At 59.0% G+C, this 21,425-nt stretch carries 23 protein-coding genes and 1 pseudogene; 9 read left to right on the plus strand and 15 right to left on the minus strand.

What is annotated here, in order from left to right:
- Positions 1 to 174: 174 nt before the first annotated feature.
- From speG to purM, 3 genes are all read right to left on the minus strand, one after another.
- The gene (speG, locus tag HF675_RS06620; protein WP_105232111.1) at positions 175 to 729 is read right to left on the minus strand and encodes a spermidine N1-acetyltransferase; all 555 of its coding nucleotides are present in this window, start codon (positions 727 to 729) and stop codon (positions 175 to 177) included.
- A gap of 112 nt (positions 730 to 841) precedes the next feature.
- Complete coding sequence (gene purN / locus HF675_RS06625; protein WP_160030341.1) at positions 842 to 1,480, minus strand: phosphoribosylglycinamide formyltransferase; 639 nt, start codon at positions 1,478 to 1,480, stop codon at positions 842 to 844.
- Entirely contained in the window at positions 1,480 to 2,517 is a 1,038-nt protein-coding gene (gene purM, locus HF675_RS06630; protein WP_105232109.1) for a phosphoribosylformylglycinamidine cyclo-ligase, read from the minus strand. The genes purN and purM overlap by 1 nt, the downstream gene beginning before the upstream one ends.
- Positions 2,518 to 2,774: 257 nt before the next feature.
- On the opposite strand from purM, the gene upp reads away from it, so the two are divergent.
- A complete protein-coding gene (gene upp / locus HF675_RS06635) occupies positions 2,775 to 3,401 on the plus strand; it encodes a uracil phosphoribosyltransferase (protein ID WP_105232108.1) in 627 nt (208 codons plus the stop codon).
- Positions 3,402 to 3,479: 78 nt separating this feature from the next.
- On the plus strand, positions 3,480 to 4,766 hold the full coding sequence (gene uraA, locus HF675_RS06640; protein WP_105232107.1) for a uracil permease: 1,287 nt from the start codon (positions 3,480 to 3,482) through the stop codon (positions 4,764 to 4,766).
- An 84-nt stretch (positions 4,767 to 4,850) separates the two neighbouring features.
- Here the strand turns inward: uraA and HF675_RS06645 are convergent, their stop codons facing one another.
- Positions 4,851 to 5,369, minus strand: coding sequence for an E3 ubiquitin--protein ligase (locus tag HF675_RS06645; RefSeq protein ID WP_105232106.1), 519 nt, complete (start codon positions 5,367 to 5,369; stop codon positions 4,851 to 4,853).
- A 209-nt stretch (positions 5,370 to 5,578) separates the two neighbouring features.
- Here HF675_RS06645 and hda point away from each other — a divergent pair, with 209 nt between their 5' ends.
- Positions 5,579 to 6,286, plus strand: a complete 708-nt coding sequence (hda, locus tag HF675_RS06650) for a DnaA inactivator Hda (protein WP_105233467.1) — start codon at positions 5,579 to 5,581, stop codon at positions 6,284 to 6,286.
- Between the two features lie 27 nt (positions 6,287 to 6,313).
- On the opposite strand, the gene arsC is transcribed toward hda, so the two are convergent.
- Both arsC and HF675_RS06660 read right to left on the minus strand, forming a co-directional pair.
- Positions 6,314 to 6,667, minus strand: a complete 354-nt coding sequence (arsC, locus tag HF675_RS06655) for an arsenate reductase (glutaredoxin) (RefSeq protein WP_105232105.1) — start codon at positions 6,665 to 6,667, stop codon at positions 6,314 to 6,316.
- An 18-nt stretch (positions 6,668 to 6,685) separates the two neighbouring features.
- Positions 6,686 to 8,122: a M48 family metallopeptidase gene (locus HF675_RS06660; protein WP_232251691.1), complete on the minus strand. Its 1,437-nt coding sequence runs from the start codon at positions 8,120 to 8,122 to the stop codon at positions 6,686 to 6,688.
- Between the two features lie 354 nt (positions 8,123 to 8,476).
- Here HF675_RS06660 and HF675_RS06665 point away from each other — a divergent pair, with 354 nt between their 5' ends.
- The gene (locus HF675_RS06665) at positions 8,477 to 9,547 is read left to right on the plus strand and encodes an AI-2E family transporter (protein WP_105232103.1); all 1,071 of its coding nucleotides are present in this window, start codon (positions 8,477 to 8,479) and stop codon (positions 9,545 to 9,547) included.
- A 111-nt stretch (positions 9,548 to 9,658) separates the two neighbouring features.
- Here HF675_RS06665 and bcp read toward each other — a convergent pair whose 3' ends face one another.
- A complete protein-coding gene (gene bcp / locus HF675_RS06670; protein ID WP_105232102.1) occupies positions 9,659 to 10,126 on the minus strand; it encodes a thioredoxin-dependent thiol peroxidase in 468 nt (155 codons plus the stop codon).
- 2 nt (positions 10,127 to 10,128) lie between these two features.
- Complete coding sequence (locus HF675_RS06675) at positions 10,129 to 10,701, minus strand: glycine cleavage system transcriptional repressor (RefSeq protein ID WP_105232101.1); 573 nt, start codon at positions 10,699 to 10,701, stop codon at positions 10,129 to 10,131.
- A gap of 181 nt (positions 10,702 to 10,882) precedes the next feature.
- Here HF675_RS06675 and dapA point away from each other — a divergent pair, with 181 nt between their 5' ends.
- From dapA to HF675_RS06700, 5 genes are all read left to right on the plus strand, one after another.
- Complete coding sequence (dapA, locus tag HF675_RS06680; protein WP_105232100.1) at positions 10,883 to 11,770, plus strand: 4-hydroxy-tetrahydrodipicolinate synthase; 888 nt, start codon at positions 10,883 to 10,885, stop codon at positions 11,768 to 11,770.
- Positions 11,771 to 11,837: 67 nt separating this feature from the next.
- On the plus strand, positions 11,838 to 12,890 hold the full coding sequence (bamC, locus tag HF675_RS06685) for an outer membrane protein assembly factor BamC (RefSeq protein WP_111736656.1): 1,053 nt from the start codon (positions 11,838 to 11,840) through the stop codon (positions 12,888 to 12,890).
- Positions 12,891 to 13,016: 126 nt separating this feature from the next.
- Positions 13,017 to 13,730, plus strand: a complete 714-nt coding sequence (purC, locus tag HF675_RS06690) for a phosphoribosylaminoimidazolesuccinocarboxamide synthase (RefSeq protein ID WP_105232098.1) — start codon at positions 13,017 to 13,019, stop codon at positions 13,728 to 13,730.
- 190 nt (positions 13,731 to 13,920) lie between these two features.
- Entirely contained in the window at positions 13,921 to 14,784 is an 864-nt protein-coding gene (locus HF675_RS06695) for a neutral zinc metallopeptidase (protein ID WP_111736657.1), read from the plus strand.
- 74 nt (positions 14,785 to 14,858) lie between these two features.
- Positions 14,859 to 16,874 carry a tRNA(Met) cytidine acetyltransferase TmcA gene (locus HF675_RS06700; RefSeq protein ID WP_187044295.1) on the plus strand — a complete coding sequence of 672 codons (2,016 nt, stop codon included), beginning with the start codon at positions 14,859 to 14,861 and terminating at the stop codon, positions 16,872 to 16,874.
- Positions 16,875 to 16,905: 31 nt separating this feature from the next.
- Here the strand turns inward: HF675_RS06700 and HF675_RS06705 are convergent, their stop codons facing one another.
- The 7 genes and pseudogenes from HF675_RS06705 to HF675_RS06730 all read right to left on the minus strand — a co-directional run bounded on the left by HF675_RS06705 (position 16,906) and on the right by HF675_RS06730 (position 21,399).
- Positions 16,906 to 17,091, minus strand: coding sequence for a YpfN family protein (locus tag HF675_RS06705; protein ID WP_105232095.1), 186 nt, complete (start codon positions 17,089 to 17,091; stop codon positions 16,906 to 16,908).
- 2 nt (positions 17,092 to 17,093) lie between these two features.
- Positions 17,094 to 17,768: a M15 family metallopeptidase gene (locus HF675_RS06710; RefSeq protein ID WP_187044296.1), complete on the minus strand. Its 675-nt coding sequence runs from the start codon at positions 17,766 to 17,768 to the stop codon at positions 17,094 to 17,096.
- On the minus strand, positions 17,765 to 18,892 hold the full coding sequence (dapE, locus tag HF675_RS06715) for a succinyl-diaminopimelate desuccinylase (RefSeq protein ID WP_187044297.1): 1,128 nt from the start codon (positions 18,890 to 18,892) through the stop codon (positions 17,765 to 17,767). The genes HF675_RS06710 and dapE overlap by 4 nt, the downstream gene beginning before the upstream one ends.
- A complete protein-coding gene (locus HF675_RS06720; RefSeq protein ID WP_054307807.1) occupies positions 18,889 to 19,254 on the minus strand; it encodes an ArsC family reductase in 366 nt (121 codons plus the stop codon). The genes dapE and HF675_RS06720 overlap by 4 nt, the downstream gene beginning before the upstream one ends.
- 226 nt (positions 19,255 to 19,480) lie before the next feature.
- Positions 19,481 to 19,912, minus strand: a complete 432-nt coding sequence (locus tag HF675_RS06725) for a GNAT family N-acetyltransferase (protein ID WP_015673327.1) — start codon at positions 19,910 to 19,912, stop codon at positions 19,481 to 19,483.
- Between the two features lie 106 nt (positions 19,913 to 20,018).
- Positions 20,019 to 20,150: pseudogene (locus tag HF675_RS23775) on the minus strand (hypothetical protein); the annotation flags it as partial.
- 28 nt (positions 20,151 to 20,178) lie between these two features.
- Complete coding sequence (locus HF675_RS06730) at positions 20,179 to 21,399, minus strand: DUF3396 domain-containing protein (RefSeq protein ID WP_187044702.1); 1,221 nt, start codon at positions 21,397 to 21,399, stop codon at positions 20,179 to 20,181.
- Positions 21,400 to 21,425 lie beyond the last annotated feature (26 nt).

Genomic DNA, 21,425 nt, shown 5'->3' on the forward strand with positions numbered 1-21,425 from the left:
ATCGGCAACGACGAACTGTAATATCGATGTTGTCATTATAATTGATGACGGTCAATAATGAATAACGCCTGATGCCAGCGGATTATTCACGGATCTGACGGCTGTTATTATGTCTGGTGATTTATTGCCGAAATCTATTTACATTAAATTTAGATTATCGGCAATGTTTACATTTTATTTAGCTAATTTTTCACTCTTGGGCGCGGCTTTGAACTTTGCCAGGTATTGCGGCTGGAAAATGCACATGCGCAATACGGTGCGGTATTCGCCGTTAACGAAGAATTCGTTAATCAGTTCCCCCTCCACTTCAAAACCCAGTTTGCTGTAGATATGGATCGCTTTGGGGTTTTCTTTGTCGACAATCAGGTACAGCTTATACAGGTTCAGAACGGAGAAGCCGTAGTCCATCGCCAGTTTGGCGGCGGTGCTGGCGTAGCCTTTACCCTGATGCGTCGGGTCGATAATAATCTGGAACTCCGCCCGACGGTGAATATGATCGATCTCCACCAGCTCGACCAGGCCGACCTTAGCCCCTTCGTGCTCAATGATAAAGCGACGTTCGCTCTGATCGTGGATATGTTTATCGTACAGGTCGGACAGTTCGACAAAGGCTTCATAAGGCTCTTCGAACCAGTAGCGCATGACGCTGGCGTTATTGTCCATCTGATGGACAAAGGTTAAATCATCCCGCTCCAGTGGGCGTAGGCGGACGCTGGCGGAACCAGGCATGTGTATTCTCCTATGTGACTGACATACGGGGAAGTATAGCGTTGAGTCGGCCAGAAGAGGTAAAAAAAACGGCGCCGGAGGGCGCCGTTGAGGATTGGTTTAGAAAGCGCGCTCAGTCGGCGGCGTGTCCCTGTTCGGGCAGGCGTTCGCCGTCCAGCCAGGCGGCGTTGTCGCGCATCGCCAGACGGCCATCGACGAACCAGCCGACCACCAGCGGATAGAGGGTATGCTCCTGCACCTGTACCCGCTCAACCACCTCATCTTCTTCGTCGCCGGGGAAGATCGGCACTTTGGCCTGCAGAATAACCGGCCCGCCGTCGAGCTGCTCGGTGACGAAGTGTACCGAAGTGCCGTGCTCGTCATCGCCGTTGTCGATCGCCTGGCGATGGGTATGCAGACCCGGATATTTCGGCAGCAGAGAAGGGTGGATATTCAGCATCCGGCCGGCATAGCGCTGGACGAACGGCGCGCTGAGAATACGCATATAGCCGGCCAGCACCACCAGATCCGGCTGGTACTGGTCGATGGCGTCCGCCAGCGCGTCGTCAAACGCCTGGCGGTCGGCAAAGGCTTTGGCATCCAGCGCGTGGGCGGCAATGCCTGCCGCCTCGGCACGTTGCAGACCATAGGCCTGCGCCTTGTTGCTGAATACTGCGACGATCTCGGCGGCGATCCGCCCCTGCTGGCAGGCGTCGATCAGCGCCTGGAGATTACTCCCCTGGCCGGAGATCAACACCACAATCTTTTTCATCACTGAATGACCACTTGCTGTTCGTCGGAAGATGCAGTGAGTTTACCGATTTTCCAGGCTTTTTCACCTGCCGCGTTCAGCAGGGCGATGGCGGCCTCTACTTCGCTTTCCGGCAGGGCAATCAGCATCCCGACGCCGCAGTTAAAGGTGCGGTACATTTCGTGACGGCTGACGTTACCCGCCTGCTGCAGCCAGTTGAACACCGCCGGCCACTGCCAGCTGGATTCATCGATCACCGCCTGCATGCCTTCCGGCAGTACGCGCGGGATATTTTCCCAGAAGCCGCCGCCGGTCAGGTGGGCGATGGCGTGCACCTCGCGGTTGGCGATCAGTTCCAGTACCGATTTCACGTAGATTTTAGTCGGCGCCAGCAGGTGGTCGGCCAGCGGTTTGCCGTCCAGCTGAGTGGTGGTCGGGTCGGTATTGCTGACCTCGAGGATTTTACGCACCAGCGAGTAGCCGTTGGAGTGCGGGCCGGAAGCGCCCAGCGCGATCAGCGCGTCGCCGGCCTGCACCTTGCTGCCGTCGATGATTTCAGACTTTTCGACCACGCCGACGCAGAAGCCGGCCACGTCATAGTCGTCGCCGTGGTACATGCCCGGCATTTCAGCGGTTTCGCCGCCTACCAGCGCGCAGCCGGACTGTTTACAGCCTTCGGCAATGCCGGTAATAACGCTGGCGGCGGTGTCGACGTCCAGCTTGCCGGTGGCGTAGTAGTCCAGGAAGAACAGCGGCTCTGCGCCCTGTACCACCAGGTCGTTGACGCACATGGCCACCAGGTCGATGCCGATGGTGTCGTGACGCTTCAGATCCATGGCCAGACGCAGTTTGGTGCCCACGCCGTCAGTGCCGGAAACCAGCACCGGTTCGCGGTATTTCTGCGGCAACGCGCACAGCGCGCCAAAACCGCCCAACCCTCCCATCACTTCCGGGCGACGGGTCTGTTTTACTACACCTTTGATACGGTCTACCAATGCATTGCCAGCATCGATATCGACACCTGCGTCTTTATAGCTGAGAGAGGTTTTGTCGGTCACTGCGCGATCCCCACGACGGTTTGCGGATTGAAAAACGGGGCTTCCGGCCTTTGCTTCCGGAACCCGGCGCGGCAATTCTAACAGTGCAGGCAAACGTTTGCGAGCGGCTTGTGAGGCCGATCTACATTTTCATCCCCTATACTGATAATCATACTTTTGTTGATCCCGATCGGGCTATTGTGGGTGGCGTGGCGGGAAAAAGGCGGTATAATCCCGCGATTTTTTTGGCCGTCAACCACCTTAATAGGAGAAAAATGATGAAGATCGTTGAGGTGAAACACCCGCTGGTAAAACACAAGCTTGGCCTGATGCGCGACCACGAAATCAGCACCAAACGCTTTCGTGAGCTGGCTTCTGAAGTGGGGAGTTTGTTGACCTATGAAGCGACCGCCGATCTGGCTACCGAAACGGTCACGATTGAAGGCTGGTGCGGGCCGGTTGAAGTTGAACAGATTAAAGGGAAAAAAATTACCGTGGTGCCGATCCTGCGTGCGGGTCTCGGCATGATGGAAGGGGTGCTGGAACACGTGCCTAGCGCGCGCATCAGCGTAGTCGGCGTTTATCGCGATGAAACAACCCTGGAACCGGTGCCGTATTTCCAGAAGCTGGTATCCAATATTGAAGAGCGTATGGCGCTGGTGGTAGACCCGATGCTGGCGACCGGCGGCTCGATGATCGCCACGATCGACCTGTTGAAGAAAGCCGGCTGCACCAGCATTAAGGTGCTGGTATTGGTGGCGGCGCCGGAAGGGATCAAAGCGCTGGAAAAAGCGCACCCTGACGTTGAGCTGTATACCGCGTCCATCGATCAGTGCCTGAATGAGCACGGCTACATCGTGCCGGGGCTGGGCGATGCCGGCGACAAGATATTTGGTACCAAATAAGATAATTAGCCGACTTAACGAGTCGGCTTTTTTTTGGCTTACAACTTATAAAATCAATAAGCACGAGGAAAAACACTCATGACCCGTCGCGCCATTGGCGTTAGCGAGCGACCGCCGCTGCTGCAGACCATCCCGCTCAGCCTTCAGCATCTGTTCGCCATGTTTGGCGCCACCGTGCTGGTGCCGATCCTGTTCAAGATTAACCCGGCCACGGTGCTGCTGTTTAACGGCGTCGGCACGTTGCTGTATCTGTTTATCTGTAAAGGCAAGATTCCGGCCTATCTGGGATCCAGCTTTGCCTTTATTTCACCGGTGCTGCTGCTGTTGCCGCTGGGTTATGAACTGGCGCTCGGCGGCTTTATCGTCTGCGGCCTGCTGTTTTGTCTGGTGGCGCTGATCGTCAAGAAAGCCGGCACCGGCTGGCTCGACGTGATGTTCCCGCCGGCGGCGATGGGGGCGATTGTTGCGGTTATCGGTCTTGAACTGGCGGGCGTGGCGGCCAATATGGCAGGGCTGCTGCCGGCGGACGGCGCAGCAGCGGACGGCACCACCATCACCATTTCGCTGGTGACGCTGGGTGTCACCATTCTCGGTTCGGTGCTGTTCCGTGGATTTTTGGCGATTATCCCGATTCTGATCGGCGTGCTGGCGGGGTATGCGCTGTCGTTCTTTATGGGCGTGGTCGATCTGACGCCGATTCGCGAAGCGCACTGGTTTGCGCTGCCAACCTTCTATACGCCGCGTTTTGAGTGGTTCGCTATTTTCACCATTCTGCCGGCGGCGCTGGTGGTGATCGCCGAACACGTCGGGCATCTGGTGGTGACCGCCAATATTGTTAAAAAGGATCTGATCCGCGAGCCGGGCCTGCATCGTTCGATGTTCGCCAACGGTATTTCCACGGTGATTTCCGGCTTATTCGGCTCGACGCCGAATACGACCTACGGTGAGAACATCGGCGTGATGGCGATTACCAAGGTTTACAGCACCTGGGTGATCGGCGGCGCGGCGATTCTGGCGATTCTGCTCTCCTGCGTCGGCAAGCTGGCGGCGGCGATCCAGGCGGTGCCGGTGCCGGTGATGGGCGGCGTCTCACTGCTGCTGTACGGCGTGATCGGCGCGTCGGGAATCCGCGTACTGATTGACTCGAAGGTGGATTACAACAAGGCGCAGAACCTGATCCTGACCGCAGTGATCCTGATTATCGGCGTCAGCGGCGCCAAGGTGCATATCGGCGCGGCGGAACTGAAGGGCATGGCGCTGGCGACCATCGTCGGCATCGCTCTGAGCCTGCTGTTCAAGCTGATTAGCCTGCTGCGCAAGGAAGAAGAGGTGATTGACGCCGACGAGGGGTTGGAGCAGAAATAGTGCGGGCGTCCGCGCCGGGCAGCCAGGGATGACGCGGGTTCATCCCTGAGGTTTACGGCGCGCTGGCGCGCCGTAATGTGAGGATTACTGATTTGCGGGCTGTGGCTGTTCCGCCGGTGCGTCGGCAGCTTCGGCCTGTTTTTGCGCCTCTTGCTGTTTATTATCGATGCTCTGCTGAATTTCCGAGGTTTTCGCCTTCGCCTCTTCGGTGAGCTGGTTCGCGCCGCTGATGGCGTCATTTTTGATCGTTTTCGCCTGTTCAACCAGGTGCTGACTCTGCTGGTCTGCTTGCTGTTTAATGGCTTCCGCCTTGGCCTGGGCATCGTTAGTGATGGCTTCGGCCTGTTTGCCGGCGTCGTTTTTCAGCGAGGAGGCCTGATCTTTCAGCTGATCGGCCTGCTCTGCTGCGGCCTGTTTGAGCTCTTGTGCCTTGGCTTTGGCGCTGTCGGTCAACTGCTCGGCCTTTTTGTCCGCGGCGTCTTTCATCTGTTCTGCGCTGTCCTTGGCTTTATCCAGGTTGTTGTCAACCTTGGAGGCGTCATCACAGCCCGCCAGCGCCAAACCGATCAGTGAAGCCAGTAAAATTTTATTCCATGATTTCATCGTTTAAATCCTTGTGATAAGCCGTTGTGATGGTAGTGCGGTTTTGCATTTTTATACTAGGACAGCTTATCCGAAAAGTGCAAGCCGCCCGGATGGAACGGCGATTGTTGCAGCATGTTGCCTACTATTACGGCATAAGATCCTACTGGTTCAACAGTGTGCGTTTTCTATGTTAAACTGACGCCGTTTTCCTGCCAGTTTTGGTTGAGGTGCTTCTGAATACGCCGGCACAGCTTTCACTGCCACTTTATCTTCCCGATGATGAAACGTTCGCCAGTTTTTATCCGGGGGAGAATCCGTCCCTATTAGCTGCGATCCAGTCTGCCGTTCGTCAGGAACACGGCAGCTATATCTATTTCTGGTCGCGCGAAGGCGGCGGACGCAGCCATCTGCTGCATGCGGCCTGCGCTGAGCTTTCACAGCGCGGGGAAGCTGCCGGCTATGTGCCGCTCGACAAGCGCGCCTATTTCGTGCCGGAAGTGCTGGACGGTATGGAGCAGCTGGCGCTGGTCTGCATCGACAACATCGAATGCATCGCCGGCGACGAAGAGTGGGAAATGGCGATCTTCAATCTCTATAACCGCATTCTGGAAACCGGGCGCACCCGGCTGTTTATTACCGGCGACCGTCCGCCGCGCCAGCTGAACCTGCAGCTGCCGGATCTGGCGTCGCGTCTGGATTGGGGGCAGATCTATAAACTGCAGCCGCTGTCGGATGATGAGAAATTGCAGGCCCTGCAGCTGCGCGCCAAACTGCGCGGCTTTGAGCTACCGGAAGACGTGGGCCGTTTCCTGCTGAAGCGGCTGGATCGCGAGATGCGCACGCTGTTTATGACGCTGGATCAGCTCGATCGCGCGTCGATCACCGCCCAGCGTAAGCTGACCATTCCGTTCGTCAAAGAGATCCTCAGCCTATAGCGGGGCCGTGCGCCGGCCCCGCATCCCTTACAGAATGTCCAGCACCTGCTCCGGCGGCCGGCCGATGCGCGCCTGCTTGCCTTTAACTACGATCGGACGTTCGATCAGTTTCGGGTTTTCCACCATTGCCTGCAGCAGTTGCTGTTCGCTCAGGCTGTCATCCGCCAGATTAAGCGATTTGTAGAGATCTTCCTTCTTACGCATCAGCTCGCGGGCGGAGCTGAACCCCAGCTGTTGCAGCAGCGTGGTTAACTGCGTGACCGAGGGCGGGGTCTCCAGATACAGCACCACGTCGGGCTGGACGCCGTGCTGCTCCAGCAGGGCCAGCGTTTCACGGCTTTTGGAGCAGCGCGGGTTGTGGTAAATGGTGACGTTTTTCATCTGTTTCTTCCTTAAAAATCAGCTGCGCTGGTATTGACGGAAACGTTGCTGCAGCTGACGGAGTTGATCGATACGCGCATCATAGCGCGCCTGTTTCAGGCTGCCGAGTTTTTGCAGGGCGCTGGCGTTGCTCAGCAGGCCGATAGCCTGATCGAGACGCCCGCCCAGCGCCAGACTTTCGGCGCGGGCGGACAGCTCTTCATCTCGCAGCCCCTGCGCCGCGCTGGCCTGCGCCAGCAGATCCCAGCCGTTGGGATCGTCGGGGTGGGCGAAGGTATAGCGGTTGAGAATTTTCGACGCCTGCGCCGGCTGGTTGCCTTCGACATAGGCGTTAGCCAGGTTAAGCTGCAGCACCGGATTGTTGCTCTGCGCCGCGTTGGCGGCCTGCAGACGGGTAATCGCCTGGGCGGCGCGCTTTTGCCCCAGATCGATATCGGTCATCAGATCCAGGAACCACACGTTGTCGCGCTCTTTGTCCAGCAGCGGCTGGATCAGCCGGCGTGCGGCATCGTACTTTTTCGCTTCGTAGAACAGGATGGCGCGGCCGTACTTGGCGGCGGTCTGCTGGCGGACATTGCCTTTTTCGTAGGCGCCGAGCACGTCCTCCGTCAGGCCGTAGCCGGTGGAACTGTACATGCCGAGTGCGCGCACCTTGGCCATATAGTAGTCCTGAGTGGACTGGGTAATGCGCCGCGCCATCTGGTTGGCGCGGTTGCGGGCGTCGGAAAGGCGGCTGTCCGGCAGCGGGTGCGTCAGCAGCATTTCCGGCGGTTTAGAGGCATAGCGCGACTGATCGGCCAGTTTCTGCAGGAAGTTAGGCATCGCTTCCGGATCGAAACCGGCGCGCTGCAGCACCTGAATGCCGATGCGGTCGGCTTCCTGCTCGTTGGATTGGGTAAAGCTGATCATCCCCTGCTGGGTGCCGGCCATGGTGCCGCTCAGCGCCGCCATGCCCATGGTCGGGTTGGCCATCGCCAGCAAAATGGAGCCCAGCGCGCCGACCCAGGTCAGCGGGGCGTTGCGCTGCTGGTCTTCCATCGCGCGCGCCAGGTGGCGCTGCGTGACGTGCGAAATTTCGTGCGCCAGCACCGAGGCGAGCTGGCTCTCATTGTCGGTTTCACGGAATAGCGCCGTGTGCAGCACCACGTTGCCGCCGAAGAAGGCGAAGGCGTTGATTTCGTCGTTGCGCACCAGGAAGAAATGGAACGGCGTACGCACCGAATAGGCGTTGGCCACCAGCCGGTTGCCCAGTTGGTTGATGTAGGTGCTTAACAGCGGGTCATTGACCAGCGGCGCGCTGGCGCGCAACTGACGGACGTAAAAGTCGCCCATCGCCATTTCCTGACCGATGCTCAGCGTGCCGCCGGCGGTGGTACCCATATCCGGCAGCTGGTCCTGATTGGCCGCCATGGCGGGGGCAATGGCGCTCGCATTGAGCGTGCCAAGCAGCAGCATGGCGATTGCTTGTTTGGTCAACCGGGTGGTCATAGTCAGGGGTATCCCTCGTCATATCGTATTAACTAGGACGTTTATCAGGCGCAAGAGTTCTGCTGCTCGCGCACAAGAGTTCTTCTTCCGTGGCGAACTCTCCAGTACAATCAGCGCGCAAGTGAGCCAACTCACAAAAATGGCGGCAGAGCGCGCGGCGCCGACCCATCACATCATAGACAGCCGCAGGCCGTAATGAAACCTTTGCCCGAGGAAATCAGGGCGAAGATTGTGTTACAACAAGAACTCTGTTTTCACGCTGCGCTGCTACGGAACGGCAGCCAACGATTCCTCTGTTATGGACCCAAGGAGCAATCTCTGATGTTGGAGATGTTATTACAGTGGTACCGACGTCGTTTCACCGACCCGCAGGCGATCGCCCTGCTGGTGATACTGGTCGCCGGATTCTGCATTCTCTATTTTCTGCATGGCATTCTGACGCCGCTGTTGGTGGCGATCGTGCTGGCTTATCTGCTGGAGTGGCCGACCGCGCGTCTGCAGCGTATCGGCTGCTCCCGCAGCTGGGCGGCGAGCCTTATGCTGCTGGTGTTCGCCGGCATCGCCATGCTGCTGGTGTTTGTGGTGGCGCCGACCGCCTGGCAGCAGGGCATGAACCTGATGACCGACCTGCCGGGCATGGTGAATCAGTTCTACAATTTTGCCGCGACGCTGCCGAAGCGCTACCCGGCGCTGGTGGACGCCGGCATCATCGATATGATGGCGGAGAACCTGCGCAGCCGCCTGTCCGGCGTCGGCGAGTCGGTGGTCAAGTTCTCGCTGGCGTCGCTGGTAGGGCTGCTGACGCTGGCGATCTATCTGATTCTGGTGCCGATGATGATGTTCTTCCTGCTGAAGGACAAAGAGCAGCTGCTGAACGGCGTGCGCCGCATTCTGCCGCGCGATCGCGGGCTGGCCGGCCAGGTGTGGGCGGAGATGAATCAGCAGATCACCAACTATATCCGCGGCAAGGTGCTGGAGATGGTGATCGTTGGCGTGGCGACCTATCTGGTGTTCCTGGTGCTGGGCATGCGCTACTCGCTGCTGCTGGCGGTTCTGGTCGGTTTCTCGGTGCTGATCCCCTACATCGGCGCGGTGCTGGTCACCATTCCGGTGGTGGTGGTGGCGATGTTCCAATGGGGCGTCGGCGCGGATTTCTGGACGCTGATTATCGCCTATCTGGTGGTGCAGGGGCTGGACGGCAACCTGCTGGTGCCGATTTTGTTCTCGGAGGCGGTCAACCTGCACCCGCTGCTGATTATTCTGGCGGTGATTATTTTCGGCGGGCTGTGGGGATTCTGGGGCGTGTTCTTCGCCATCCCGCTGGCTACCCTGGTAAAAGCGGTGATCCACGCCTGGCCGGATGAAATGCTGGTCGAGCGCGACAGCGAATAATCTTGCGCTCCTCGTTACGCCAGGCCCGGCTATCTCGGGCCGTCAGACGACGTTGCCATAAAGCAAAGGCCCCGGAAACCGGGGCCTTTGGCGTTATCAGGGCGGTGAGACTCAGTGCGCCTGCAGATACTCCAGCACGATATCGTGGTGGTTGGTGGTCTTAAAGCTGTCGAACACTTTCTCCACCTTGCCGTCCGCGCCGATCAAGAAGCTGATGCGGTGGATGCCGTCATAGGTTTTACCCATAAAGGTTTTCTCTCCCCACACGCCGAACTGCTCGGCAACCTGATGGTTTTCATCAGACAGCAGCGTAAAGTTCAGCAGCTCTTTCTCGGCAAAGCGGGACAGCTTCTCCGGCTTGTCGGTGCTGATGCCCAGCACTTCAACGCCGACCTGCTTCAGCTGATCCATGTTGTCGCGCAGACCGCAGGCCTGCACGGTACAACCGGGCGTCATGGCCTTCGGGTAGAAATAAACCAAAACCTTCTGTCCCTGGAAGTCGGCCAAACTAATTTCCTCACCGTCCTGGTCAGGCAAACTAAATTTCGGCGCTGTATCACCGGCTTTCAATGGGCTCATCACTACTCTCCATCTCTCTCATCATGCTGTGGATAGTTCACGACGTTAATACTGCCTTGCGCATTCAATTCTGTACATAGGCGATGGAAGGCTTGCTCAATATTTAACGCATCCGCCTTGCCGGGGCTGTGCGCGGTAATCTGAATATACAGCTGCGGCGGCCGATCGCCTTCGGCGGGCTGGGTGCGCGACACCAGCTCGGCGATATTCATCTGGCTGGAGTCGAACAGGTCGGTAAAGCGCTCGATGATATGCGGCGAGTCCTGCACCTCCACCTGCACCCAGACCGTGGCCGGCATCGGCGGGCGTTCGTGCGAGTTTGTGCGTTTCATCACAATCAGCAGCTCAAGCTCGGCGCCTTTCTGCGGCAGGGTCGACTCGATCAGCGTAATGGCGTTCCAACTGCCGGACAGCAGCATAATAAAGGTGAATTCTTCGCCCAACATGGCCAGACGGCTATCTTCGATATTGCACCCGCAGCTACTGACGTGGCGGGTGATGGTGTTGACGATACCGGGTCGGTCGGCGCCGAGAGCGGTAATCACCAGATAGTGTTCAGCGGACTGTGGCGACATGGGGCTTCCTGTTGTGCTCAATGGAATACGCGTGCCGGCGGATACAACGCCGCGTATTTTGGGTATACCATGGTAAACATAAAAAAAACCGCCTGCCAAGCGCTTACAACGCCGTTGTTTGCTTGCTTTTGGTTAGGCAGCAAAAGTACCATGGGTGACTTGTTTGTGGAGGGGACGGCCAATGTTTACGGGAAGTATAGTTGCGCTGGTTACGCCGATGGACGACGCGGGCGCCGTCGATCGTGCGAGCCTAAAAAAACTGATTGATTACCATGTTGCCGCCGGGACGTCGGCAATTGTTTCCGTCGGGACGACTGGCGAGTCGGCAACGCTTGCCCATGATGAGCATGTGGACGTGGTCCTGCAGACGCTGGAACTGGCCGACGGCCGCATTCCGGTGATCGCCGGCACCGGCGCCAACGCCACCGCCGAGGCGATCGCCCTGACCCAGCGTTTCAACGGCAGCGGCGTTGCAGGCTGCCTGACGGTGACGCCTTATTACAACAAACCGACGCAGGAAGGGCTGTTCCAGCACTTCAAGGCGATTGCCGACAGCACCGATCTGCCGCAAATCCTGTATAACGTACCGTCTCGTACCGGCTGCGATATGCTGCCGGCGACCGTGGCGCGGCTGGCCAAAATTAAAAATATTGTCGCAATTAAAGAGGCGACGGGGAACTTAAGCCGCGTTAGTCAGATCCAACTGCTGGTTGATGATGAAGATTTCATTCTGCTGAGCGGCGACGACGCCAGCGGTCTGGACTTTATGCAACTGGGCGGTAAAGGGGTAATATCCGTGACGGCCAACATCGCCGCGCGTGACATGGCGCAGCTTTGTCAGCTGGCCGCGCAGGGCGATTTCGCCGCCGCGCGCCGTTTGAACCAGCGCCTGATGCCGCTGCATCAGGACCTGTTTGTCGAAGCGAACCCGATTCCGGTGAAGTGGGCCTGCAAGGCGCTTGGCCTGATTGCCAACGACACCATGCGTCTGCCGATGACGCCGCTGGCTGACGCCGCCCGCCCGATTGTTGAGCGTGCGCTGAAAAGCGCCGGTTTGCTTGAACCCTGAGTGCGTGATGCCGCGGTAAAACGCTGCGGCCGAGGGTGCACGGGATGAAACTCTTAAAGGAAATTTGATGGCTTATTCATTGCAAAAGTCGACGGTGGCAAAAGTTGTCGGCATCTCCCTGGTGATGATGCTGGCGGCCTGTTCCAGCGATCAGCGTTACAAACGTCAGGTTAGCGGCGACGAGGCTTATCTCGACTCGGCACCGCTCAAAGCGCTGAACGCGCCTGCCGGCATGATTCTGCCGGTGCAAAATGGCAACTACGATGTACCGCAGACCGCCGCCAAAGGCCTGGTCGGCAAGCAGCTGGACATTCGTCCGCCGGTGCAGCCTCTGGCCCTGTTGAGCGGTTCACGCGCGCAGTACGCCGGCGACAGCGGCACGCTGCTGCTGGAGAACAGCCCGCAAAACCAGAATCTGTGGTCGCGCGTGGTCAGCCAACTGCAGGCGAAAAACATCAGCATCGCTTCCCGTCAGGACGCCGCTCAGACGTTGACCACCGACTGGGTGAAGTGGAACCGCCTGGATGAAGACAACCAGTACGAAGGCCGCTATCAGATCAGCGTGCAGCAGCAGGGTTACCAGCAGGCGCTGGTGGTGAAAAGCGTCGGCCTGCAGCAGCAGGGGAAAACCGAACAGGTTACCGACCCGTCTGACGTGCAGCGCTATAACGGCATGATGATGAACACCCTGGTGGAAGGGCTGGACAAGCAGGACAACCTGGCTAACGCCCAGACCGCCAATCGAGCAGGCGCGCTGGACGTACAGAGCGGCGCTGATGATACCGGCCTGCCGGTGCTGATCGTGCGTGCGCCGTACACCGTGGTGTGGGACCGTCTGCCGCCGGCGCTGGAAAAAGTCGGCATGAGCGTGGGCGACCGCAGCCGTCCGCAGGGCACCGTGGCCGTGACCTACAAATCCCTGAGCAGCAGCGACTGGGATGCGCTGGGCGTGAAGGATCCAGAACTGACCGAAGGCGATTACAAGCTGCAGGTCGGGGATCTGAACAACCGCACCAGCCTGCAGTTTATTGCTACCAAAGGGAAACCGCTGACCCAGTCGCAGAACGACGCGCTGGTGTCGGTATTCCAGTCTGCGTTTAGTCAAACCAGCGCAAAATAATCGAAAAGGGGCTACGGCCCCTTTTTGTTTTGTTGATACGGTATCGTTTGCGTCGCAGTTTTGGCACAATAGAGGCCCGTGCGTTGAGGCATTTTTTTAGAACTATTCTTTATTGGAGTAAGTAAGATGCAAAAGCTAGCTGAGTTGTATCGCGGCAAGGCAAAAACGGTCTACACCACTGAAAATCCGGATCTGTTGGTGCTGGAATTCCGTAACGATACGTCAGCACTGGATGGTCAGCGCATTGAGCAATTCGATCGCAAAGGGATGGTGAACAACAAGTTCAACCACTTTATCATGAGCAAGCTGGAAGAAGCCGGCATCCCGACGCAGATGGAACGCCTGCTGTCGGATAACGAAGTGCTGGTGAAAAAGCTGGATATGGTGCCGGTCGAATGCGTTATCCGCAACCGCGCCGCCGGCTCGCTGGTGAAGCGTCTGGGCATTGAAGAAGGCCTGGAGTTGAACCCGCCGCTGTTCGATCTATTCCTGAAAAACGATGCGATGCACGACCCGATGGTCAACGAATCCTACTGCGAAACCTTCGGCTGGGTCGGCAAAGAGCACCTGGCGCGTATGCGCGAGCTGAGCTACCGCGCCAACGAGGTACTGAGCAAACTGTTTGACGACGCCGGCCTGATCCTGGTGGACTTCAAGCTGGAGTTTGGCCTGTTCAACGGCGAAGTGGTGCTGGGCGACGAGTTTTCACCGGACGGCAGCCGTCTGTGGGACAAAAACACCCTGGATAAAATGGATAAAGATCGCTTCCGCCAGAGCCTGGGCGGCGTGATCGAAGCCTATGAAGAAGTGGCGCGCCGCATCGGCGTAACGCTGGATTAATTACGCGCGCTAACGGGACGCGGTAAGCGCGTCCCGTCATTTCAGCACCATTTCCGGAAAAATTCTGCATTTCCCCCCGTTGCAAACCTTTATACTGTAGTCACTGGCAGGACAGGCGAAACCGTACTCGCTATTGCGGGCGGCCGTCTAATTACCTACGATTATTAAAAAATTCATCTGGAGTTTACTTATGCGTTGGCAAGGGCGTCGGGAAAGTGACAATGTTGAGGATCGTCGTGGGCAATCTTCAGGCCAGGGCGGCGGCGGTTTCCGTCCGCCGATCCGCGGCAAGGGCGGCATTGTGCTGCTGGTGGTGGTGTTGGTCGCCGGTTATTACGGTATTGACCTGTCGCCGCTGCTGACCGGCGGCGATGTGACGCCGCAAACGCAGCAGCAGAGCGCCAACATCAGTCCGAAAGATGACGAACTGGCGAAATTTACCTCGGTGGTGCTGGCCTCCACCGAAGATAACTGGAAAGAAGTATTCCAGCGGATGGGCAAAACCTATGAACCGCCCAAGCTGGTGATGTACCGCGGCGTGACGTCTACCCGCTGCGGCACCGGCCAGTCGGCGATGGGGCCGTTTTACTGCCCGGGCGACAGAGCGGTGTATATCGACCTGTCGTTCTATCAGGATATGAAAGATAAGCTGGGCGCCGGCGGTGACTTCGCCCAGGCGTATGTGGTAGCGCATGAAGTGGGCCACCACGTGCAGAACCTGCTGGGCATTGAGCCGAAGGTGCGGCAGATGCAGCAGGGCGCCAGCCAGGCCGAGGTTAACCGCCTGTCGGTGAAAATGGAGCTGCAGGCTGACTGCTTCGCCGGCGTGTGGGGCAAGTACGCCGAGAAACAGCAGATGCTGGAAGAGGGCGATCTGCAGGCGGCGCTGAATGCGGCGCAGGCGATCGGCGATGACCGTCTGCAGCAGCAGAGCCAGGGGCGCGTAGTACCGGACAGCTTCACCCACGGCACTTCCGAACAGCGTTACACCTGGTTTAAACAGGGCTTCGACAGCGGCGATCCGAACAGCTGCAACACCTTCGCCAGCCGTTGAGCACGCCGTTTTTAATATTGACCGACATGCCGGCGCAAACGCGCCGGCATTTTTTATCTCCGGGCTGAACACTTATGTTACCGACTATGCAACAGCGTATGCAGCGGCAGGGCATCCGCCGGCTGTTGGTATTAAGCGGCGATGCCGACTGGTGTTGCCAGCAGGCACAACGGCTGATGGCCACCATGCCCGGCGACTGGCCGTGGTGCGGCGGGGAGGCGCCGCACGGCGCACAGGCGCTGAACCACGGCGAAGTGCGTACTATGCTGGGGCAGGAGCGGCTGCATGCGGTGTTTGACGCCGGCGACGGGCTGGACGTCGAGGCGCTGGCCCAACTGGCCGGCGTACTGCGCGCCGGCAGTTGGCTGCTGCTGCTGACGCCGCCGTGGCAAAGCTGGCCGCAGCGCGCGGATGCCGACAGCCTGCGCTGGAGCGACAGCCCGCAGCCCATCGCCACGCCGAATTTTATCATGCACTTACAGCAGCGACTGACGGCGGACGCCGAAGTGAGCATCTGGCGGCAGGGCCAGCCGTTGCAACTGGCGCCGCTGCCGGCAAGGCCGGACTGGCAGGCGCCGAACGGCGAACCCACCGCTGAACAGCAGGCTTTGCTGACGCGGCTGCTGGCGAGCGAGCGCGGCATCTGGGTGCTGACCGCACCGCGTGGCCGGGGTAAATCGACGCTGGCGGGCATGCTGGTGCAGCGTTCGGCGCAGAGCTGTTGGATCACCGGCCCCAGCCGTGCGGCCACCGAGGTCGCCAGCCAGTGGGCGCAGGGAAACGCGCAGTTCTGGGCGCCGGACGCGCTGCTGGCGCACTGTCGGCAGCCGGGAAGCTCAGTTGCCGACTGGCTGCTGGTTGACGAGGCGGCGGCGATCCCCGCGCCGCTGTTGCAACAGCTGATTGCCTATTTCCCTCGGGTTCTACTGACCACCACGGTGCAGGGCTATGAAGGCACCGGCCGAGGTTTTCTGCTGAAATTTTGCGCCTCGCTGCCGCAGTGGCAGGGTCTGAGTCTGCAACAGCCGATGCGCTGGGCGGCCGGTGACGCGCTGGAGCGGATTATTGATGACGCACTGCTGTTTAACGAACTGCCGCCCTGGCAGACGGCCGGCCAGACGATCGGCTATCGCCCGCTGACGCAGCCGCAGCTGTGTGGCGATGACGCGCTGCTGCAGCGCTTTTACGCCTTGCTCACCAGCGCCCATTACCGCACCTCGCCGCTTGATCTGCGGCGGCTGATGGATGCGCCGGGTATGCAGTTTGCCGCCGCCGTGCAGGCGGACGGCGAAGTGGCGGGCGCGCTGTGGCTGACGGAAGAGGGCGGGTTGCCCGCGGCGCTGGCTCACGAGGTGTGGGCCGGACGGCGGCGTCCGCGCGGCAGTCTGGTGGCGCAGTCGCTGGCGGCGCACGGCGGCCAGTGGTGGGCGCCGACCCTGCGGTCGCGCCGTATTACCCGCGTGGCGGTGCTGCCGGCGCTGCGCCGGCAGGGCATTGCCCGCCGGCTGATTGAGCAGCAGCGCCGGCAGGCGCAGGGGCTGGATTACCTGTCCGTCAGCTTTGGCTACACCGAGCCGCTGTGGCGCTTCTGGCAGGGCTGCGGCTTTGAGTTGGTGCGCATCGGCAGCCGGCCGGAGGCCAGCAGCGGCTGCTACAGCGTGATGGCGCTGTTGCCGCTCAGCGAGCAGGGCGAAATGCTGTGCCAGGCGGCGCGTAAGCACCTGGCGCGCGACTGGCGCTGGCTGCAGCAGCGCATTGCGCTGACGCTGGCAATCCCCGGCGACGATGGCGATCCGCAGCTCAATGAAGATGACTGGCGTGAGCTGGCGGGCTTTGCCTTTGCCCACCGACCGCTGGAGGCCAGCCTTGGCGCGCTGCAGCGTCTGCTGCTGCACAGCACGTTGCCGTTGCCGGCGTTGCGCGCGCACTTACAGCAGCAGCTGTCCGTGGAGCAGTGCGTGACGCAGTGCCGTGTGAACGGCCAGAAGGCGTTGCTGCGCCAGTGGCGGCAGGAAGCCGCTCAGGCGTTGGCGCAGATGGATGAACAGCACTGTCGCCGCTGGCGTGAGTGGAGCGCCGCCCGGCCATAAATAAACAGGGCGCCGTATGGGCGCCCTGAGATTATTTCTTTTTCGGCCAGTCGTCTTCGTCGTCCCACTGTGCGTTGTTATCACGGTGTGGCGGCAGTTCGGGCTTATCGGCCAGGTACTTTTTGACGTCGACGCGGCGCAATTCCTTAATGCCGCTGATGACCATCCCGACCAGTACCAGGAGGATTACCCACCAGTAATCTGCTAACCAATGCATATTTACACCTTTCCTTCAGCGCGTATAAAACGCGAAAAAATCGCCGGCAAATGCTGTGCCAGCCATTCGCTACCGGCCACGTCCTTATCCTGCCAGGCTGCCAGCAGCAGCGCCGGCGTCAGCAGATGCTCCGCCTGCTGCGCCAGCGGGCGATAGCTCAGGTGCCAGGGTTCAACCGCCACGCCGTCGCCGTCTTCGGTAAACGGGCGATAAAAGCCGAACTCGGCCATATGCGCCGTCAGCCACTGGTTCAGCGGCGCGAAGTAGCCGCCTTCCTCATACTCCCACGGCTCCAGCTGCAGTTTCTGGCCTGCCGGCAGCAGCGTGGGATCGTAGATATCCAAATCGCTGCCCCAGTGGTGGCGGCTGGCGCCCGGCAGCGCCGACCAGCGCAGAATCGCGGTGCAGCGTTCTTCCGCCGACAGCGGCCCGATATCCATCGGGCGGCTCTCTTTGTCTAATACTGGCCGCTCGCCGCAGAATTTGCCATTCCAGATCGCCAACTGCCGGTCGAAATCGCGGAAGGTGCTGGCGGGCTGCAGGTCAAAACCTGCCTGTGCGGCAGCCTGCTGCATGGCGAGAAAGGCCTGCACCGCCTGCGGCTGCAGGCGGTGGTTGCCGACCAGCGGCACCAGATGTTCGGTTGAACGTCCGGTTAGCATTTCCGGGGTGATCATGCGATCAGTTGCTCCATAATGCGTTGATACATCCGGCTGAGCTGCTGCAGATCGGCGGCGTTCACGCATTCGTTGATTTTGTGGATGGTGGCGTTGACCGGCCCCAGTTCCACCACCTGCGCGCCCATCTGGGCGATAAAGCGCCCGTCGGAGGTGCCGCCGGTGGTCAGCAGCTGCGGCGTCAGCTCAGTATAATACTCAACGGCGTTAACCACCGCATCCACCAGCGCGCCGCGCGGGGTGAGGAACGGCTGGCCGGAAAGACGCCATTCGATACTGTAGTTTAGCTGATGGCGTTCCAGCAGCTCTTCGACCCGCTGTTTGATGATGGCGTCGGTCAGTTCGGTGCTGAAGCGGAAATTAAACTGGACAAACAGTTCACCGGGGATGACGTTATTGCTGCCGGTGCCGGCCTGGATATTGGCGATCTGCATGCTGGTCGGCGGGAAATAGTCGTTGCCGCGATCCCATTCGATGCTTACCAATTCATTCAGCGCCGGCATGGCGCGGTGCACCGGGTTATCCGCCAGGTGCGGATAGGCGACGTGGCCCTGTACGCCGTGGATACGCAGGTTGGCGGTGATGGAGCCGCGGCGGCCGTTTTTCACCACATCGCCGACGCGGTCGGTGCTGGACGGCTCGCCGACCAGACAGTAGTCCAGACGTTCGTTGCGCGCCATCAGCGCTTCAACCACTTTCACCGTGCCGTGGGTGGCGCTGGCCTCTTCGTCAGAGGTGATAAGAAACGCCAGCCGTCCCCGATGGTCAGGGTTAGCGGCGACGAAGCGCTCGGCCGCGACCACCATCGCCGCCAGCGAACCTTTCATATCGGCCGCGCCGCGGCCGTACAGCATGCCGCCGCGGATGGTCGGCTCAAACGGCGGGTTGTCCCAGCGGCTTTCATCGCCGCTCGGCACCACGTCGGTATGGCCGGCGAACGCCAGCGTCTCGCCTTCGCCGCGCCAGGCCCAAAAATTCTGCGTATCTTCGAAATCCATCTGCTCGACGGTAAAGCCGATAGCCGTCAGGCGCTCAATCAGCATCGCCTGGCAGCCTTCGTCATGCGGGCTGAGGGAAGGGCGGCGGATTAACTGTTGCGCCAGATCGATTACGGGGCAAATCATGCGGTTACCTCGGCAATAAATTGTTGGTACTGCTCGGCCTTAAAGCCCAGCAGCGCGTGGCCGTTGCCGTCGTCCAGCAGCGGACGTTTGATGATGGCCGGCTGCGCCAGCATCAGGGCGATGGCCGCATCGGCATTGTCGCAGGCGTTGCGCTGCGCTTCGTCCAGCTTGCGCCAGGTGGTGCCGCGGGTGTTCAGCAGCGGCTGCCAGCCCAGCAGCTCGACAAAACCGCGCAGCTGCTGTTCGCTCAGCCCGTCCGCGCGATAGTCGTGAAATTGGTACGCCACGCCCTGTTCTTCCAGCCAGCGGCGTGCTTTTTTAATGGTGTCGCAGTTTTTGATGCCGTACATGGTCAACGTCATGGTGTTGTGCCCTTTTTTTGCCACGAAACACCGGGAATAACCGGTGAAAAAACCGCCGTCGGCGGTAAAGCGAGAATTAGCGTTCAGCATGCCGAAAAAAGGCGGTGAGTTCCACCGTACAATGCTCTGAAAGGCGCAGAATACGTGAAAAAAACGCCGTGGACGCCGGCCGGTAAAATTTTGCTAATCCCGCCGGCGAGGTGATTAAAAAGATGAATAATCAGACTCAGCGCACGTAGCCATTATCCTGCAGCCGGCTGAGCGCCGCGCCTTCGGCAAACACCATGCCGGTGGTCAGATCGTGGAAGCCGTACTTTTTATAGAAGGCCAGCTTGTCGGGTACGGCGTAGATAAATATTTTGCCGAGCGGCGCCAGGTCGTCCATGATGCGGTCCATCAACTGCCGGCCGTAGCCTCGGCCCTGAAAATCCGGGTGGATCGCCACGTCGGCCAGATAGGCCACTGAAATGCGGTCGCTGATGGCGTGGGCGGTGGCAATCAGCTCGCCGTCCAGGTAGCCCCAGTAGCAAAACGCATTGTTGTGGTAGATCTGCTCGGTCAGCTGCGGGTCGCGTTTGCCCAGCCCGGCGGCTTCCAGCAGGGCCGCCAGACGCGTCCAGTCAACGCGATAGCGCAGTTGGTCGGTGACGATTTCCATGGATGCTCCTTAATGTGCGGTAACGGTGTTGCTGTTGTTCAGTATGCACACGGGAAAACAAAACGGCAGCGAAAATCGCTGCCGTTTCTTTAAGGATCAGCCGTCGCTATGCTCCACCGGCGGCAGGAGTTTTTGCCGGCCGGGGGAAGCGGCGCCGCACCAGCACAAAGAACAGCGGCACAAAGTAAATCGCCAGCAGGGTAGCGGAAATTATCCCGCCCATCACTTCGGTGCCGACCACACCGGAAAGCCATTTATGACGGGCCTTATTCCGATCTTATAGCGAAGACGTCTCCGCCATCATCGCGCTCCAGCAGCGACCAGCAGGCGCGGTGTTTATTGCCATGCTTGTCTTCAAAATCAGGCATAACCTGTGCGACCCGGATTTGAGTGTACTGTATAGTACCGTTAATAATGGTCGCCCAGCGTCCGGCAAACGGAGCAACCACGCCGCTCCAGCAGGTGATACGCACCGGCTCAAATGATTTGCCTTCATCTTCCTTATCCAGCTCCGCACTGGCCGCATCGAAGCGTCTATACCACTTCATTGTTGATTCTTTATCAAACTGAAAGTTATTGTGCTCTGAGTAGAAATGCAGCGAGCGTGAGCCATTAAAACGCACTGGTTTGATCATTTGGTTTACTTTTACCAGTAATGGCGGCAGTTCTTCAGTTTTCGTTTCGCCCAGCGCTGGCGGTAGTGCTCCGGCCTTGAGGATAATGCCGCTGTTATAGGGCAGCAGCTCTATTTCTGGCGTTTTCGCCAGACGGTGAGCCAGTGTCTTCACACCACCGAGTTTTTCCAGCCATGGATTACCCAGAATGGTGTACCAGCAGGCTCCTTTCAGGCTGATAGCTGCTCCAGTCCCTTCAAGAGTGCCAATAGAGTCCACCATTACGCCAGGAAAGCGCTGAGCCAGTGCATATTCATAGGGAAACATCTTTTCACGGGCATAAGGTAGAATGAACGATAGACCCGCATAACCACTTTCAACCGAAAAGGTATCGCACAGCCACATCAGCCAGGATTGATAGCGTACCTTACCTTCCGACTCTCTAAGCAGTGACAGCGGAAAGGTTAGTTTGATTACCGAGCGATCATTATCGTTATGAAAAATTCGCGTATTCATCACTAGCACGCTGTAGTCCGATGCCTGATAATCCTTCTCCGCTCCCCCCAGATACCAAGACGCAGTTTCTTCTTCTGTCAGCTCCAAAAGCTGTTGCCGCTTTTTCTGATAGTTATTTTCTGTAATCCCGACCCATTTTTTTCCATATACCGTTTTCTTCAGGTGAGGTTTAAACTCTCCATAGTAACGATCCACACATTCGACCATCTTACGAATAACTTCCGGGGTATGGCCGTCTTTAAAAAACACGGTGATAATCAGCCCAAGATTCACCGCCGGACTGCCGTCCTTATACTTCACCGAGGCTTCCGGCAACCATTTCTCGATATAATTCAGCTCAAAATCCTTCAGTTCCATCATTATTCCTTATTGCGTTGCCAGTG

The sequence above is a fragment of the Serratia sp. JUb9 genome (genome assembly GCF_014298095.1).
In the GTDB taxonomy this organism is placed as follows: domain Bacteria; phylum Pseudomonadota; class Gammaproteobacteria; order Enterobacterales; family Enterobacteriaceae; genus Serratia_B; species Serratia_B rhizosphaerae.

Excerpts from the sequence above, each read along its gene's own strand:
- speG (WP_105232111.1), bottom strand. The coding sequence starts at position 729 with ATGCCTGGTTCCGCCAGCGTCCGCCTACGCCCACTGGAGCGGGATGAT.
- purN (WP_160030341.1), bottom strand. The coding sequence starts at position 1,480 with ATGAAAAAGATTGTGGTGTTGATCTCCGGCCAGGGGAGTAATCTCCAG.
- upp (WP_105232108.1), top strand. The coding sequence starts at position 2,775 with ATGAAGATCGTTGAGGTGAAACACCCGCTGGTAAAACACAAGCTTGGC.
- uraA (WP_105232107.1), top strand. The coding sequence starts at position 3,480 with ATGACCCGTCGCGCCATTGGCGTTAGCGAGCGACCGCCGCTGCTGCAG.
- HF675_RS06645 (WP_105232106.1), bottom strand. The coding sequence starts at position 5,369 with ATGAAATCATGGAATAAAATTTTACTGGCTTCACTGATCGGTTTGGCG.
- arsC (WP_105232105.1), bottom strand. The coding sequence starts at position 6,667 with ATGAAAAACGTCACCATTTACCACAACCCGCGCTGCTCCAAAAGCCGT.
- HF675_RS06660 (WP_232251691.1), bottom strand. The coding sequence starts at position 8,122 with ATGCTGCTGCTTGGCACGCTCAATGCGAGCGCCATTGCCCCCGCCATG.
- HF675_RS06665 (WP_105232103.1), top strand. The coding sequence starts at position 8,477 with ATGTTGGAGATGTTATTACAGTGGTACCGACGTCGTTTCACCGACCCG.
- bcp (WP_105232102.1), bottom strand. The coding sequence starts at position 10,126 with ATGAGCCCATTGAAAGCCGGTGATACAGCGCCGAAATTTAGTTTGCCT.
- HF675_RS06675 (WP_105232101.1), bottom strand. The coding sequence starts at position 10,701 with ATGTCGCCACAGTCCGCTGAACACTATCTGGTGATTACCGCTCTCGGC.
- dapA (WP_105232100.1), top strand. The coding sequence starts at position 10,883 with ATGTTTACGGGAAGTATAGTTGCGCTGGTTACGCCGATGGACGACGCG.
- bamC (WP_111736656.1), top strand. The coding sequence starts at position 11,838 with ATGGCTTATTCATTGCAAAAGTCGACGGTGGCAAAAGTTGTCGGCATC.
- purC (WP_105232098.1), top strand. The coding sequence starts at position 13,017 with ATGCAAAAGCTAGCTGAGTTGTATCGCGGCAAGGCAAAAACGGTCTAC.
- HF675_RS06695 (WP_111736657.1), top strand. The coding sequence starts at position 13,921 with ATGCGTTGGCAAGGGCGTCGGGAAAGTGACAATGTTGAGGATCGTCGT.
- HF675_RS06700 (WP_187044295.1), top strand. The coding sequence starts at position 14,859 with ATGTTACCGACTATGCAACAGCGTATGCAGCGGCAGGGCATCCGCCGG.
- HF675_RS06705 (WP_105232095.1), bottom strand. The coding sequence starts at position 17,091 with ATGCATTGGTTAGCAGATTACTGGTGGGTAATCCTCCTGGTACTGGTC.
- HF675_RS06710 (WP_187044296.1), bottom strand. The coding sequence starts at position 17,768 with ATGATCACCCCGGAAATGCTAACCGGACGTTCAACCGAACATCTGGTG.
- dapE (WP_187044297.1), bottom strand. The coding sequence starts at position 18,892 with ATGATTTGCCCCGTAATCGATCTGGCGCAACAGTTAATCCGCCGCCCT.
- HF675_RS06720 (WP_054307807.1), bottom strand. The coding sequence starts at position 19,254 with ATGACGTTGACCATGTACGGCATCAAAAACTGCGACACCATTAAAAAA.
- HF675_RS06725 (WP_015673327.1), bottom strand. The coding sequence starts at position 19,912 with ATGGAAATCGTCACCGACCAACTGCGCTATCGCGTTGACTGGACGCGT.
- HF675_RS06730 (WP_187044702.1), bottom strand. The coding sequence starts at position 21,399 with ATGGAACTGAAGGATTTTGAGCTGAATTATATCGAGAAATGGTTGCCG.